Raw genomic sequence first — 14,838 nt, forward strand, 5'->3', positions numbered from 1 at the left:
CCTACTTTTGGTAATAATACTGGAGTGTTTCAGGATAGATTTCCGTCGGGTAATTGCCGGTAAAACATCCGAGGCAAAACTCATTTTTACCAATTGCTTCAACCATGCCCTCAAGACTTAAAAATGTAAGTGAATCCGCCCCAATCAGCTGCCGAATTTCTTCCACTGATTTATCCGAAGCAATCAATTCTTCTGTCGTTGATGTATCAATCCCATAGAAGCATGGATTTTTGATTGGTGGTGAGCTGATGACGACATGGACTTCGGTCGCTCCAGCCTCTTTTAACATCGTCACAATTCGTCTGCTTGTCGTCCCACGTACAATCGAATCGTCCACCATAATCACGCGCTTTCCTTCGACCACCCCACGAACCGGCGACAGCTTCATTTTCACCCCTTGCTCACGTAACGATTGCGAAGGCTGAATAAAGGTGCGTCCGACATAGCGGTTTTTGATTAAGCCCATTTCATAAGGAATGCCCGAAGCTTCCGCAAACCCGATTGCCGCAGAAATGCTTGAATCAGGAACTCCTGTGACAACATCAGCCTCAATTGGGGCTTCGATGGCCAATCTCTTACCAAGATTTTTTCTAGCGGTATGAACATTAACTCCCTGAATATTACTGTCAGGTCTTGAAAAATAAATATATTCCATCATGCAAATGGCTTTTGTTGTGCTTACGGCGAATTGCTCTGAAAATATCCCCTTGTCGTTAATGATGAGTAGCTCTCCCGGCATAATGTCGCGAATATATTCTGCTCCGACTACATCAAAGGCACAGGTTTCCGATGCAACCACATAGGCGTCTCCAAGACTGCCCAGTGAAAGAGGTCTTAGGCCATGCGGGTCTAGCGCTACCATTAATTCTGTTTCTGTTAAAATTAAATAGGCATAGGCACCTTTTAGCATGGAAAGAGCATTTTTAGCGCGGTCTTTTGAATCAGTAAAACCGCTTCTTTTCATTAAATGAGCTAATACCTCAGTATCTGAGCTCGTTTGAAAAATACTTCCTTGGGCTTCAAGCTGATGCTTTAATGAAGTGGCATTAACCAAATTTCCATTATGGGCAAGAGCAAGACTCCCTGTCTGTGAGTGGAACAAGAGTGGCTGGACATTTTCATAGCCTCCGCCACCTGCTGTTGCATAACGTACATGCCCAATCGCAGCATTACCGCTTAACTCCTTCATCACTTCCGCTGTAAAAATCTCAGCAACAAGCCCTTCACCTTTCACACCTTTTAGCGTTTTACCGTCCGACACGACCATTCCGGTACCCTCTTGGCCGCGATGCTGAAGGCTATGAATTCCGTAATAGGTGAGCTGAGATGCATCCGGATGTCCCCAAACTCCAAAAATTCCGCACTCTTCATTTAATCCCTTAATTTCAGCAAGCATGGGATCGCCCCTTTCCAGGCAGCTTTTAGTTCTTCCACCGAAGACTCAAGGATGGTTTCATTTCCAATGAAAACACGCAATGCTGCTGATTCATTCACTTCTCCAATCAACTCAGCACTTACTAACTTTTCAAACTCTTGTTGATTTTCTTTTTTAACCGTTAAAAGAAAACGTGATTGTGATTCACTAAATAATGCCGAAATCGGATTTCCAGTCAGCTTCACTTCAGCGCCCAGTTGGTTGTTCGCGAAAAGGCATTCAGCTAAAGCTACCGCTAATCCACCTTCTGATAGATCGTGGGCCGATTGCACGAGGCCTGCACGGATTGCTGCAAGAATTTGCTGCTGTCTTTCTTTCTCTATTTCGAGGTTTACTTCTGGAGCTTTGCCAAAAATCTGGCCGTTAACAAGCTTCTGCAGCTCGCTGCCGCCAAATTCAGCCTTCGTTTCACCGATAAGATAAATCAAATCACTGCTTTGTTGAAAATTCTGCGTCGTAATATGGTCAATATCAGCAACAAGCCCAACCATCCCCACAACTGGAGTTGGGTAAACTGCTGTTCCACTTGTTTCGTTATACAAGGAAACGTTTCCACCAATGACTGGTGTCTGTAACGTCCGACATGCTTCACTCATACCTTCGCAAGATTTTTCCAGCTGCCAGAATACTTCCGGTTTTTCCGGACTTCCGAAATTCAAGCAATCGGTAATCGCCAATGGCTCTGCGCCTGAGCAAACGAGGTTGCGGGCGGCTTCGGCTACAGCAATTTTTCCACCTGTTTCCGGATCGAGATACACATAGCGAGAATTACAATCTGTTGTCATGGCAAGCGCTTTTCGGGTTCCGCGAATCCTGAGCACAGCTGCATCTGACCCTGGAGCAACAACAGTATTCGTACGAACCGCATAATCATATTGCTCATAAACCCATTCTTTACTAGCCACCGTTGGCTGACGTAAGATGTTTAATAAAGTTTCTTTCAAATCATCTACTTGAGGGATTTCAGCTTGAGTTTCTTGAAGATATTCAGGCTTGCGTGAAGGTTTTTGATAAACCGGCGCATCCTCTGCAAGGGCATCAGCCGGCACCTCTGCAACGATTTCTCCTTTATGCAATAAACGAAGCTTCTTATCATCAGTAACTGTACCGATGGCAACAGCTTCTAAATCATATTTTTTTAAAAGATCAATGATTTCTTGTTCTCTTCCTTTTTTAATAACAACGAGCATTCGTTCTTGTGATTCCGACAGCATCATTTCATAAGCAGTCATCCCTGTTTCCCGCTGTGGAACGAGGTCTAAGTTCATTTCAATGCCCATTCCTGCTTTGCTCGCCATCTCGGCAGAGGAACTGGTAAGACCTGCTGCTCCCATATCCTGAATACCAACAAGGGCATCAGATTGAATCAGCTCTAGGCATGCTTCTAATAAAAGCTTCTCCATAAAAGGATCGCCTACCTGAACGGCTGGACGCTTTTCATCGGATTGCTCTGTTAGTTCTTCAGATGCAAAAGTGGCACCGTGGATGCCATCGCGTCCCGTTTTCGCACCAACATACATGACCGTATTGCCAGCACCATGCGCCTGCCCCTTTTTAATGTCCTTATGGTCAATCAAACCAACGCACATCGCATTAACGAGCGGATTTCCTTCATAGCATGGATCAAATTGTATTTCACCGCCAACAGTTGGAATACCGATGCAATTTCCATAACCAGCAATCCCAGCTACGACTTCTTTAAATAAATAGCGGACTCTGGCGTCATCCAGCTCCCCGAAACGAAGTGAGTTTAAGATAGCGATTGGTCTTGCCCCCATCGAAAAAACATCACGGATTATGCCGCCGACACCTGTTGCTGCTCCTTGATAAGGTTCAATCGCTGACGGATGATTATGGCTTTCGATTTTAAAAACAACTGCCTGACCATCACCGATATCAACAATTCCCGCTCCCTCGCCAGGACCCTGGAGAACTCTTTCCCCTTTGACTGGGAATTTTCTAAGAACTGGCTTCGAGTTCTTGTAGCTGCAATGCTCCGACCACATAACAGAAAACAAGCCTGTTTCCGTATAGTTAGGTGTGCGTCCCAAGATGCCTTCAACCATCATAAATTCTTCATCGGACAAGCCCATTTGCTGATACAATTTTTCCGCCTTAATTTGGTTTGGATTTGGTTCAAGCGATAACAGCATGTGTATTCCTCCAAGTCTTCACGATGGTTTGAAACAATTTCAGTCCGTCTGCACTGCCTAAAAGCGCATCGACTGCTCTTTCAGGATGCGGCATCATACCGAGGACGTTCCCTCTCTCATTGGTGATACCGGCAATATCAGCAAGGCTTCCGTTAGGATTTTGCTGATACGTAAAGGCGATTTGATTGTTTTTCTTTAATGTTGCGAGGGTTTCTTCATCGCAATAGTAATTTCCTTCCCCATGGGCAATCGGAATCGTAATGACTTCTTCTTTCTCATACTCAGCGGTAAACATCGTTTGATTGTTCTCAACCTTCAACTCTACCGGCTTACAAATAAATGATAGACTTTCATTCCGTCTCATCGCCCCTGGAAGTAGCCCAGCCTCAAGGAGAATTTGGAACCCATTGCAAACACCAAGAACTGGCTTTCCAGCATCCGCTGCTTTTACCACTTCTTTCATGACATTACTGAACCGGGCTATTGCACCTGAGCGTAAATAGTCACCATACGAAAATCCACCAGGTAGTAAAATTCCGTCAAATCCTTCTAAGCTCTCAGTATCATGCCAAACATATTCTACTTCTGCGCCAAGTTCATCTTGAATGGCATGAAACATATCTACATCACAGTTCGATCCTGGAAAGACAATGACTGCAAATTTCACTGTGGAACAACCTCCTCTACCTCATATCGGTAGTCTTCAATTACTGGATTCGTTAGCAGCTTTGCAGCCATTTCCTCCACTATTTCATTTATATTCCGGTCCGATTTTTCAATGGTCAGTTCCATATATTTTCCGATCCTAACATCCGTCACTTCTGTATAGTTTAGAGCATGTAAGGAATGGGTAACGGCTTTCCCTTGAGGGTCTAGCACGCTTTCTCTTAAAGTGACATACACCTTTACTTTATACATTTTGATGTCCTCCAAGTCTCTTCAAAATAGTTTCATAGCCTTCGGTTAAGCTACCTAAATCACGGCGGAATATATCCTTATCAAGCTTTTCATTTGTCACGCTGTCCCACAAGCGGCAGGTGTCAGGAGAAATTTCATCTGCAAGAAGAATCGCTCCGGTTTCGTCTTTTCCAAACTCTAATTTAAAATCGATCAGGCGGATGCCAAGTTCTGAAAAATAGCTCGTTAATACCTGATTAATTTCTAGTCCCTTTTGACGCAAAGTATTTAATTCTTCAGACGACGCTAGCTTCATTTCAAGAATATGGTCGACCGTGAACAGCGGATCGCCAAGTTCATCATTTTTAAAATAAAACTCAACAATTGGTGTCGAAAGCTCTCGGCCTTCTTCAATTCCTAATCTTTTTGCAAGAGTGCCAGCAGTTACATTACGAACGACCACTTCAAGCGGAATAATCTTCACTTTTTTTACCAGCTGCTCAGTTTCTGAAATACGCTTAATAAAGTGAGACTCAATCCCTTTTTCTTTTAGCATTAAAAATAGCAAACTGGTAATCTCGTTATTCAGACGTCCCTTACCGGTAATCTCCGCTTTTTTTTCTCCGTTAAAAGCGGTCGCGGAATCCTTGTATTCAACCAAAACAACATGTTCATCGTCTGTCCGATAAATCCGCTTAGCCTTACCTTCATAGAGCTGTTCTCTCATTGTGATCCACTCCTATTTTTAATATTGGGAATCTTCAGGATGGTACAGGGCCACGATTCGTGCCCTATATCTTGCTATTTTCTGTTTTGCGGTCACGTAAAGTGGTTCTACGTGACCGGTTGAATGCTTTTTTCTTGTTTTTGTGAACGTAGAACCGCTCTCCGTTCACGGTTCCACGCTTTTTCTCGGTTTCGTGAACGTAACCTTACCCGTTCAAACCTAATCGGTCAAAAATCGTATCTACATGTTGGAGATGGTAGCTATAATCAAAACAATCAGCTATTTCTTCCTGTGATAGTTTTGAGGTTATTTTTTCTTCAGCTTCTATTAAACCGCGGAATGGTACTTGGTTTTCCCACGCTTGCATCGCTTTCGGCTGGACGGTGTCATACGCTTCTTCGCGGGATAATCCCTTATCAATAAGCGCAAGCAACACGCGCTGTGAATAAATCAATCCCAATGTGCGATCCATGTTTCGCTTCATATTCTCCGGATAGACAGTTAGATTTTTTACAATGTTTCCGAAGCGATTGAGCATATAATTCAACGCAATGGTCGCATCTGGCAAAATGATTCGTTCCGCAGAAGAATGAGAAATATCGCGTTCATGCCAAAGCGGCACATTTTCATAGGCTGTCATCATATAACCGCGAATCACCCGCGCCATTCCCGTCATGTTTTCTGAGCCAATTGGATTCCGTTTATGCGGCATTGCAGAGGATCCCTTTTGCCCTTTTGCAAAAAATTCTTCCACTTCTCGAGTTTCGCTTTTTTGCAAGCCACGAACTTCCACGGCAAATTTTTCAATCGAAGTTGCCACTAAAGCAAGTGTAGACATATAGTGAGCATGGCGGTCGCGCTGCAACGTCTGCGTTGAAATCGGTGCGCTTTGAAGACCTAATTTTTCACAAACATATTTTTCAACAAACGGATCAATGTTGGCATATGTTCCAACAGCTCCGGAAATTTTACCAAACTCTACCCCTTGTGCAGCCTGTTTAAACCTTTCAAGATTCCGTTTCATTTCCTCATACCAAAGGGCTAGCTTTAATCCAAAGGTAGTCGGTTCTGCATGAACACCATGTGTCCGGCCCATCATCACGGTATATTTATGCTCAATTGCTTTGTTCTTTAAAATTTCAACAAAGTTTTCGATGTCTTTTAGTAAAATGGCATTGGCCTGCTTGAGAACATAGGATAGTGCCGTATCAACAACATCCGTTGAAGTTAAGCCATAATGGACCCATTTTCGCTCCTCACCTAATGTTTCCGAAACTGCGCGGGTAAATGCCACAACATCATGCCTTGTTTCCTCTTCAATTTCTTTAATCCTGTCAATATTAAAGGATGCATTTTCACGAAGCTTAATAACATCCTCTTTCGGTATATCACCTAATTCTGCCCATGCTTCACAAGCAAGAATTTCTACCTCTAGCCAAGCCTTAAAACGGTTCTCCTCCGTCCAAATGGCTCCCATTTCTGGTCTTGTATAACGATCAATCATCTTTTATCCTCCGATCTTTTCCTTCACTGTCTTCCAAATGCTGCTTTTGGTGAGTTCATGTAGAACCTCTTCCACATCATCTCTTAAAATCGTAACATGACCCATTTTCCGTTTTAGTTTTGGTTCTTTCTTTCCATATAAATGAACCTTCCAGTCCTGCAATGTTGGTATTTCAGCATATAAGTTTTCGAGGTGCTCTCCTAATAGGTTGACCATGACAACCGGTTTTATTAACTGAGTGCTTCCGAGCGGCCAATTACAGATGGCCCGAATATGCTGTTCAAACTGCGATGTCAGGCAAGCTTCAATCGAAAAGTGGCCTGAATTATGCGGCCTTGGGGCCAATTCATTGATAAAAATAGCTCCATCCTTCGTTACAAACATTTCAACTGCCAGTGTCCCGACTACATGTAACGAATCGGCAATCTGTTTTGCTTTGTGGATGGCCTTTTCCTTTGTTGCTAGTGAAATTCTTGCTGGGACAATCGTTTGATGCAAAATATTTTCTTCGTGAACATTTTCCGCCACCGGAAAAATAGCTGTTTCCCCATCAAGCTTTCGCGTCACAATGACGGATATTTCTTTTTCAAATGGAATCCATTTTTCCAACACACATACACCATGATGAAGGAGTGCCTCACCCTTGACTAGGTCCTGCTCACTCTTTATCACCTGCTGGCCTTTGCCGTCGTAGCCACCTCTTGCTGTCTTAAGAACAGCAGGATAGCCAATCATTCCGCTTTTTAAAAATAATTCTTCTATATTATTGATCACTTCATAGGGTGCTACCTTAACTCCTGCATGTTGGATCGCTTTTTTTTCTAAGATTCGGTCTTGAGTAATCGTTAAAAGCTCTTGCCCCTGGGGTACATAGGCCCGTTCACATATCCATCTTAACGTTTCAGCATCAATGTTTTCAAATTCATAGGTAATAACATCACTGATTTCAGCTAATTTGCTGATGGCCTCTCGGTCATTGTACGCACCAATGATTTCAACATCAGCCACTTGCCCACAAGGAGAATCTGCTATTGGTTCGAGAACAGCAATTCGAAATCCTTGAGCCTTGGCCGCTAGCGCCATCATTCTCCCCAACTGTCCGCCGCCAATAATGCCAATGGTTGCCCCTGGTAAAATCGTCTTGTTATTCAAGTGTATCACTACTTTCTAGGACCTCATCCCTGATGCGATCTCTTCTTGCTGCTAGCTTTTCTGCTAATTCAACGTCTTCTGTTGCTAAAATTTGTGCTGCTAACAGACCTGCATTCACAGCGCCAGCTTTTCCAATCGCAACCGTCGCAACGGGTACTCCGCCCGGCATTTGCACAATTGATAATAGTGAGTCTAAACCATTTAAAGCTTGAGATTGGACAGGAACACCGATTACCGGCAGAATGGTTTTCGCTGCAACCATCCCAGGAAGATGGGCTGCTCCACCCGCACCGGCAATAATCACTTTTAATCCTTTTTCTTTAGCTTTTTCCGCATATGTAAACATGAAATCGGGTGTGCGGTGGGCTGAAACAACCTTTTTTTCATAAGCAATTTCAAATTGATCTAAAACATCACATGCATGCTTCATCGTTTCCCAATCAGACTTGCTCCCCATAATCACTCCAACCAGATTCTCCATCTTTATCCCCCTTTTTCATAAAACGTGCGGGTATCTTGCCAACCTCCACGGGTAATTATTAAAAATTTATCGGTAATTGTCAAAAGTCACGGGTAAATCCTTCTATTTTAAGAGTAAATTTCTCAAACTCGCGGAAACAAACCCTGCACAATAAAAATACCCGGATCAAATGGCTTCTCCAAAAGAGAAAGCCATTTGTCCGGGTGAAAATATTTAGGCCAACACAAAGTAAGGGTAATGCCCCTACTATTGTTACCGAACATATTGACTTTCCCTCATAGTCCAAAAATTTACGGTCATTGGGTAGAAACTTATGGGCCATATTCCCATTGATATACGAGGGTGAAACATCATTTATTAACTAACCTTATCTTATCAAGCCATTACATGGGTGTCAACAAATTTGTCGAACATTATTTTTCAATAGCACTATAATGTTCGTATTTTACTGGTTTATCTTACCTTCAAAGACAATTTGGCGGCCAATCGGTTCATAAATAGTTTCACTGCCTCTTTTTATCTCTTGAAAAATTGGTTTTTCAATCCGCTTTACAGGTTCATACCCTAGTTGTTTCATTCTTTGTAAACACTGTTCAATGCTTTCATTTTCCTGAACTTCAAACTGCATTTTCCTCTTATTCATATTTGCCGTTTTTCCTTTCTTTTATTTTGGCTATGTTAAACTTGCCTGTTGATTTGCGCTCCAGGCGCTTCGCTTTCCGCGGGCGTTCCGGGGAGCCTCCTCGGCGCTTAAGCGCCTGTGGGGTCTCCCCTGCCCCGTACTCCCGCAGGAGTCTCGCGCCTTCCGCTCCAATCATCATAGTTTCAAAAATCAACAACAGCCTTTATTTTTCTATACTATTTGTTAGGTTTTCTTTTAAAACAAACATTATTTACCTTAGTTCTATAAATTTATCAACTAAAAATTATTACCCATTTACTTTTAGATTGATATGTTTTTGTGCGACTTTTAAATAATAACATAGCTGAAGGGTGACAGTAGTTTGAAAGCTAATAGTCGACAAAGATATCCTCAATCTCCTTGTGCCTGCTCAGCGGCCCAGTATGAAGAATTTGATATCCCTGATTTTCCCTTTTTCGCACCATATGATCAACTTCAGTTAATAAAAGACCAGAAAATAACAAATAGGGAATCACGATTACCCTCCCTACAGTAATTTTTAAAATCGTCTCAACACCTTCCTGCAACCTTGGTTCAGCTGCTGCCAAATAACAAACCGAAACATGGTCCACATTAAGCCGTTTTTGAACTCCATTTGCAATCTCATTGAACGAGGCGTGGATACTTGCATCACTGCTACCCCTGCCGACAATTAAGATTGAGTCCTCTAAAGTCATGACACCCGCTGCTTCGCGGACAAGTTCAGAAATGGCATCAAGAATACGCTCCTGGACTCCAAGTGGATTCCTTACATTTATCTGGACATTGGGAAAACGTCTGCGTAAAGAAAAAAGAGCCTCTGGTATATCATTCTTAATATGACCAGCGGCTAAAAGGAAAATAGGGACAACGGTAATCTCCGTTGCCCCCCTTTCTACACATCTCCCGAATCCTTCATCTATCGAGGGCTCTGTCAACTCAAGGAAACTGATTTCCTGAATTGGAACATTCACTCGACTCATTACCTTTTGCAGGAAGGATTTTGCCTCTTCAGCGCCCTTTTTCGATCTTGTTCCATGACCAATGTAAAGAATCGCTTTCATTTATCTTCATCTCCTTTTCTGCTTAACCTTGAACAACCGGTAATTGCGGAATGATTTCTTTCTCAAACCAATTCAACCGATGATGCAGATTAACAACTTCACCAATCACTATCATACTCGGGTTGGCAATTTTTGCTTTTTCTACAATTTCTTCAATTGTCTCAAGGGTACCCACAACCGTTCTTTGCTCACTTAATGTCCCCCAATGCACAAGAGCGATGGGAGTTTTTGGTGATTTCCCGTGCTGAATAAGATGTTTAATAATAGAAGGAAGATGAGAAACTCCCATATAGACACAAATCGTATCGACCGCTTTCGCTAAATGTGACCATTGGTGTTCCGCTTCAACATCCCCCGCTTGATGACCTGTAATTAACGCAAAGCTTTTACTTATATTCCGGTGGGTTACCGGTATACCCGCATAGGCGGAAGCAGCAATCCCAGCGGTTATACCTGGAACTATTTCAAAGGGGACATGATTCTTAGCACATTCTTCCGCTTCTTCTCCACCTCGGCCAAAAACGAAGGGATCTCCTCCTTTTAGGCGGACAACCGTATAGCCTTTTTTGGCATATTTCACAAGAAAGTGATTGATTGTTTCTTGCTTCATCGTATGGTAATGCGGAAGCTTGCCGCAATATACCAGTTGTGCTCCTTCTTTTGCATGCTGAAGAAGTTCCGGATTAACTAATCGATCATATAAAATCACATCAGCCTGTTGGAGACAGCGCATGCCTTTAACGGTAATTAAATCTGGGTCTCCAGGACCTGCACCGACTAAATAAACTTTGCCAACCATGGAACTCACAATCCTCTCCTCTGTTAAACTAGCCTGTTGATTTGCGCTTCAGGCGCTTCGCTTTCCGCTCCAATCAACATAGTTTCAAAAATCAACAATGTCCTTTCACACAGCCATTTTTTAAAAAATATTTTTCTCTCGTAGGTAGTCCAAAACTTTCACCACTGCTTCTTCAATCGATATTAAATCCGAGCGGACGGTGATTTCAGGATGTTCTGGAGCTTCGTATGGAGAATCAATCCCGGTAAAATCTCTAATTTCACCACGTCGCGCCTTGGCGTAAAGCTGTTTTGGATCGCGCCGCTCACATTCCTCGATTGGGCAGTCAACAAAAACCTCAATGAATTCGCCTTTCGCAAACAGGCTGCGTACCTGCTCACGGTCTGAGTGGAATGGAGAGATAAATGCGGTGGTTACCACCTTGCCGCTATCGACAAACAACTTCGCGACTTCCCCAATCCGCCGGATATTTTCAGTCCTGTCGTGTTCAGAAAAACCTAAATCTTTATTTAAACCGTGGCGGATGTTGTCACCGTCAAGAACATATTCGCTGATTCCCTGACGATAAAGCTCGTTTGATACTGCGTTCGCAATCGTTGATTTTCCCGATCCCGAAAGACCGGTAAACCATAATACACAGCTTCTGTGGCCATTCTGAACACAGCGGTCATGTTTTGTAATAGTTGTTTCATGCCATGTGATATTCGTTTGTGTCACTTTCGTTCCCCCTTACACTGTCACTCTATTTTTTAAACCTTCAATTAATACCTGGACAACTTCCTTCCTGCTGAAGGTTGATGGCGGGAGGGTACCGCTTCTCAGCATCTCACGGACTTTTGTTCCTGAAAGAATGATCCGATCTTCCTTGCCATGCGGACATGTTTTATCAGAGGCCATGCCATCGCATTTCGTGCAATAAAAGCTATGTTCGAAAAATAAGGGCTTAATCCCAAGTTCCTCTTCGGTAAATTCGCCAAAAATATACTGGGCATCATAGGTACCATAATAATTACCAACACCGGCATGATCGCGCCCTACGATAAAATGAGTGCAGCCAAAGTTTTTCCGGGCGATTGCATGGAAAATCGCTTCCCTCGGTCCGGCATAGCGCATCGCTGCCGGATAAACGCCCAGTTGAACACGCTCTTTTGGATAATATTTTTCAAGCAAGACACGATAACTTTCGAGGCGGACATCTGCCGGGATATCATCTGACTTTGTTTCCCCGACAAGAGGATTAACGAACAAGCCATCAACCGTTTCCAGCGCTGCCTTTTGAATATACTCATGGGCCCGGTGGATTGGATTCCGTGTCTGAAAACCTACGACCGTTTTCCAGCCCTTTGCTTCAAATAAGGCTCTCGTCTCTTTCGGTTCAAACCACACATCCCCAAAAACTCCTTTTTCCGGCCGTTTTACTAGCACCACTTCCCCAGCAACATATACCGGTCCTCTTTCAAACAGACGCTTCACACCGGGATGAGTAAGTTCATCTGTTTTATATACATGTAGGGCTTCTTTTGTTAAATCTGGTTGATACCATTCAGAAACTATGATTACCCCATATACTTCATTATTAAATACGAGTTTGAATTGTTCTCCCACGATAAGCTGTTCCGCTGTCTCATATGAAACAGGTAGCGTAACCGGGATGGACCAGATGGTATTATTGGCAAGACGCATCCTTTCAACCACTGATTCGTAGTCGTTTTTCCCAAGAAATCCGGTTAACGGACTGAACAATCCGACGCCGATTAATTCAAGGTCGCTTAAGGCAATCGCATCGATTTTAATTTCTTTTTCGATATTTGAAAAATCATAGTTCGGATCAATTGCTTGAATAAGTTTTCCACCATGAGGTTTTGGTAAAAATGACATGAACAATCAACCTTTCATTTTTTAGTTTCTATTCTTTTGCAGGTGTAACATTAATCTTCTTTGCCGGCCGTTTCATTAAGAACAAAACTCCGAAAACAGAGATCAAAACGCCAGCCATAGCAATAATTGGATAAATATTTTTCTGAATTAATAATTGGATAATAGTATAAGAGAGAACCATTGATAAAACAGGAGACACAATCCAGACCGTCAGTAGCTGTACGACAATATCTTTTTTAAGAACGGTTCTTCCGTGCTTTGCAAAACCAATTCCAATGATGGATGACGTGGTGATTTGCGTTAACGGGACCGGAATCCCAAATAAAGAAGCGGCAGTAACAATGCTAGCCCCGGTTCCGGAAATGATACAGCCCTCTTCAAGCTTTAGAGTTGTAATTTTTTTACCATTCGTTTCAATCACTCGGTGTCCGAACAAGATTGCTCCTAAGGAAACAGCCAATCCGCCCCAAAGAACCGCATCCCCCGTCGACATTAATCCAGCTGCTGCAAGCGGACCGACCGCATTGGCAACATTGTTCATCCCTGCTGAAAAAGCTTCAAACAAACCCATTAAGACAACCAGGATTGCCAACACAGGCCCGGCCTTTGACTTCTCTACTACTTGTTTAATCCTTTTATTTTTTAACAGGGTTGCGGCAAGAATGGCAATCACAAACGCTGCAAAAGGCGTTAGCAGCCAAAACATGGCAATCCATAAGATTTTTCCTACAAAAACCGACTGGTAAACAACCCCTGCTCCGACCACCGAGCCAACTGCTACTTCGCTGGTCGATAATGGAATACCAAAGAAATTCGCCAAAAACAAGGACAAGGAAGCGGAGGCCAGAACGATTAAAGCGATAGCAACCGTAAAGGTCTTGCTTGGAACGATCCCACTCCCAATCGTCTTCACTACCTCTCCACCGCCAAGCCATGCTCCAAGAAATACGGCAATACCGCACAGAAATAATGCAATTCGTTTATTCACTACACCTGCACCATAGGAAATTCCCATCGAGGCAGCAGCTCCGCTAGCACCAATATTGACTGCAAAAAACAACCCGATCGAAACGGCAATTATTATCAGCATCAGGTTGGCCTCCTCTTACCTGTTGTTATGTCACCTATTTTTGTGTGTAATCCGCACTCCGTTTTCCCGCTTCCCGCCCAGCGTCCGGCACGGGAATCGCCATCCATACCAACAGGCTGTGTGCATGGGAAACAGCCGATACTTGGATAGTGATGATCATGCAAGATATTATAGGGAAGCTCATTTTCCTTGATGTAGGACCAGACTTCATCCCATGTCCAGTGAATCAGCGGACAGATTTTGATATTTTTAAATTTGTCATCCTTGTTCAAGAATTGAGTATCCTTACGTGTCGGTGACTGTTCCCGGCGCAGACCCGAAATCCAGGCATCCTTGGAGGACAAGGTTTCTTGTAATGGAATAACCTTTCTAATCTGACAACAAAGATTCGGGTCCCTTTTCCATAAGGCTGAGCCATACTCTGCTGCTTGCTCATCTAAACTCAAGGCAGGTTTCTTGCGTTCAATTTTCAGAGTAGGAAAGCGAGATTCGATTTTATCAATCACATCGTAGGTTTCCGGAAAGTGCAACCCCGTGTCTAAAAAAACAATATTAGCATCCGGCTTTATCTGCTGAATCAGGTCTATTAACACAATTGCTTCCGCACCAAAGCTTGAGGCGTAGACAATCTTGTCTTCCGGGTAATTTTGATAGGCCCACTCTAAAACCGTACGAGCACCTTTTGTACCATCATCAGTCGGAAAGGTTACAGATTGTTGGGTCCAATTTTCATAGGACACAGAACTAGTCATTTTAACAAAGCCCCTTTCTGGTATTAAAAAAGGCAGTCTTTCACCAAATAAAGGTGAAGACCGCCTCTAGTATTTCTAGTCAGCGTTTCTGGTTCGATTGCAAACGTACCTTTTCATTTTTCTCAATTTGTACAACTCTTCCATTTTGAACAACCAGGGTAATCGATCCAAAGTTTAATTTTTCCAGCATTTGTTCCAAATGTGACATAATTTCTTGCCATTCAGATGGTTTCAGCTGACTTCCC

17 protein-coding genes and 1 riboswitch are annotated in these 14,838 nt (G+C 43.1%); all 17 genes read right to left on the bottom strand.

Going from position 1 to position 14,838, the window contains the following annotated elements; all coding sequences use genetic code 11:
* Position 1: 1 nt before the first annotated feature.
* Complete coding sequence (gene purF, locus BN1082_RS11465; protein WP_090634388.1) at positions 2–1,396, bottom strand: amidophosphoribosyltransferase; 1,395 nt, start codon at positions 1,394–1,396, stop codon at positions 2–4.
* Complete coding sequence (gene purL, locus BN1082_RS11470; protein WP_090634390.1) at positions 1,372–3,588, bottom strand: phosphoribosylformylglycinamidine synthase subunit PurL; 2,217 nt, start codon at positions 3,586–3,588, stop codon at positions 1,372–1,374. The genes purF and purL overlap by 25 nt, the downstream gene beginning before the upstream one ends.
* Positions 3,572–4,255 (bottom strand): phosphoribosylformylglycinamidine synthase subunit PurQ, encoded by a 684-nt coding sequence (gene purQ, locus BN1082_RS11475; RefSeq protein ID WP_090634392.1) that lies wholly within the window; start codon positions 4,253–4,255, stop codon positions 3,572–3,574. Before purQ ends, purL begins: the two co-directional genes overlap by 17 nt.
* Positions 4,252–4,506, bottom strand: coding sequence for a phosphoribosylformylglycinamidine synthase subunit PurS (gene purS, locus BN1082_RS11480; protein ID WP_090634394.1), 255 nt, complete (start codon positions 4,504–4,506; stop codon positions 4,252–4,254). Before purS ends, purQ begins: the two co-directional genes overlap by 4 nt.
* On the bottom strand, positions 4,499–5,212 hold the full coding sequence (gene purC / locus BN1082_RS11485) for a phosphoribosylaminoimidazolesuccinocarboxamide synthase (protein ID WP_090634396.1): 714 nt from the start codon (positions 5,210–5,212) through the stop codon (positions 4,499–4,501). The genes purS and purC overlap by 8 nt, the downstream gene beginning before the upstream one ends.
* 205 nt (positions 5,213–5,417) lie before the next feature.
* A complete protein-coding gene (gene purB / locus BN1082_RS11490; RefSeq protein WP_090634399.1) occupies positions 5,418–6,716 on the bottom strand; it encodes an adenylosuccinate lyase in 1,299 nt (432 codons plus the stop codon).
* Positions 6,717–6,719: 3 nt separating this feature from the next.
* A complete protein-coding gene (gene purK, locus BN1082_RS11495) occupies positions 6,720–7,868 on the bottom strand; it encodes a 5-(carboxyamino)imidazole ribonucleotide synthase (protein ID WP_090634401.1) in 1,149 nt (382 codons plus the stop codon).
* A complete protein-coding gene (gene purE / locus BN1082_RS11500; RefSeq protein WP_090634403.1) occupies positions 7,861–8,349 on the bottom strand; it encodes a 5-(carboxyamino)imidazole ribonucleotide mutase in 489 nt (162 codons plus the stop codon). The genes purK and purE overlap by 8 nt, the downstream gene beginning before the upstream one ends.
* 258 nt (positions 8,350–8,607) lie before the next feature.
* Positions 8,608–8,709: riboswitch (purine riboswitch) on the bottom strand.
* A gap of 85 nt (positions 8,710–8,794) precedes the next feature.
* On the bottom strand, positions 8,795–8,992 hold the full coding sequence (locus BN1082_RS11505; RefSeq protein ID WP_090634405.1) for an NETI motif-containing protein: 198 nt from the start codon (positions 8,990–8,992) through the stop codon (positions 8,795–8,797).
* A complete protein-coding gene (locus tag BN1082_RS27450; RefSeq protein ID WP_245640394.1) occupies positions 8,985–9,188 on the bottom strand; it encodes a hypothetical protein in 204 nt (67 codons plus the stop codon). The genes BN1082_RS11505 and BN1082_RS27450 overlap by 8 nt, the downstream gene beginning before the upstream one ends.
* A gap of 172 nt (positions 9,189–9,360) precedes the next feature.
* Positions 9,361–10,074 (bottom strand): sirohydrochlorin chelatase, encoded by a 714-nt coding sequence (locus tag BN1082_RS11515; protein WP_090634409.1) that lies wholly within the window; start codon positions 10,072–10,074, stop codon positions 9,361–9,363.
* A gap of 22 nt (positions 10,075–10,096) precedes the next feature.
* Positions 10,097–10,873, bottom strand: coding sequence for a uroporphyrinogen-III C-methyltransferase (cobA, locus tag BN1082_RS11520; protein WP_090634986.1), 777 nt, complete (start codon positions 10,871–10,873; stop codon positions 10,097–10,099).
* Positions 10,874–10,993: 120 nt separating this feature from the next.
* On the bottom strand, positions 10,994–11,590 hold the full coding sequence (cysC, locus tag BN1082_RS11525; protein ID WP_090634412.1) for an adenylyl-sulfate kinase: 597 nt from the start codon (positions 11,588–11,590) through the stop codon (positions 10,994–10,996).
* A gap of 12 nt (positions 11,591–11,602) precedes the next feature.
* On the bottom strand, positions 11,603–12,751 hold the full coding sequence (gene sat, locus BN1082_RS11530) for a sulfate adenylyltransferase (RefSeq protein WP_090634414.1): 1,149 nt from the start codon (positions 12,749–12,751) through the stop codon (positions 11,603–11,605).
* A gap of 28 nt (positions 12,752–12,779) precedes the next feature.
* Positions 12,780–13,841 carry a sulfate permease gene (locus BN1082_RS11535; protein WP_090634416.1) on the bottom strand — a complete coding sequence of 354 codons (1,062 nt, stop codon included), beginning with the start codon at positions 13,839–13,841 and terminating at the stop codon, positions 12,780–12,782.
* Positions 13,841–14,593, bottom strand: a complete 753-nt coding sequence (locus tag BN1082_RS11540; RefSeq protein ID WP_090634419.1) for a phosphoadenylyl-sulfate reductase — start codon at positions 14,591–14,593, stop codon at positions 13,841–13,843. The genes BN1082_RS11535 and BN1082_RS11540 overlap by 1 nt, the downstream gene beginning before the upstream one ends.
* A 79-nt stretch (positions 14,594–14,672) precedes the next feature.
* Positions 14,673–14,801 (bottom strand): YezD family protein, encoded by a 129-nt coding sequence (locus BN1082_RS11545; protein WP_090634988.1) that lies wholly within the window; start codon positions 14,799–14,801, stop codon positions 14,673–14,675.
* Positions 14,802–14,838: the final 37 nt, after the last annotated feature.

The organism is Neobacillus massiliamazoniensis (assembly GCF_001048695.1).
In the GTDB taxonomy this organism is placed as follows: domain Bacteria; phylum Bacillota; class Bacilli; order Bacillales; family Cytobacillaceae; genus Neobacillus; species Neobacillus massiliamazoniensis.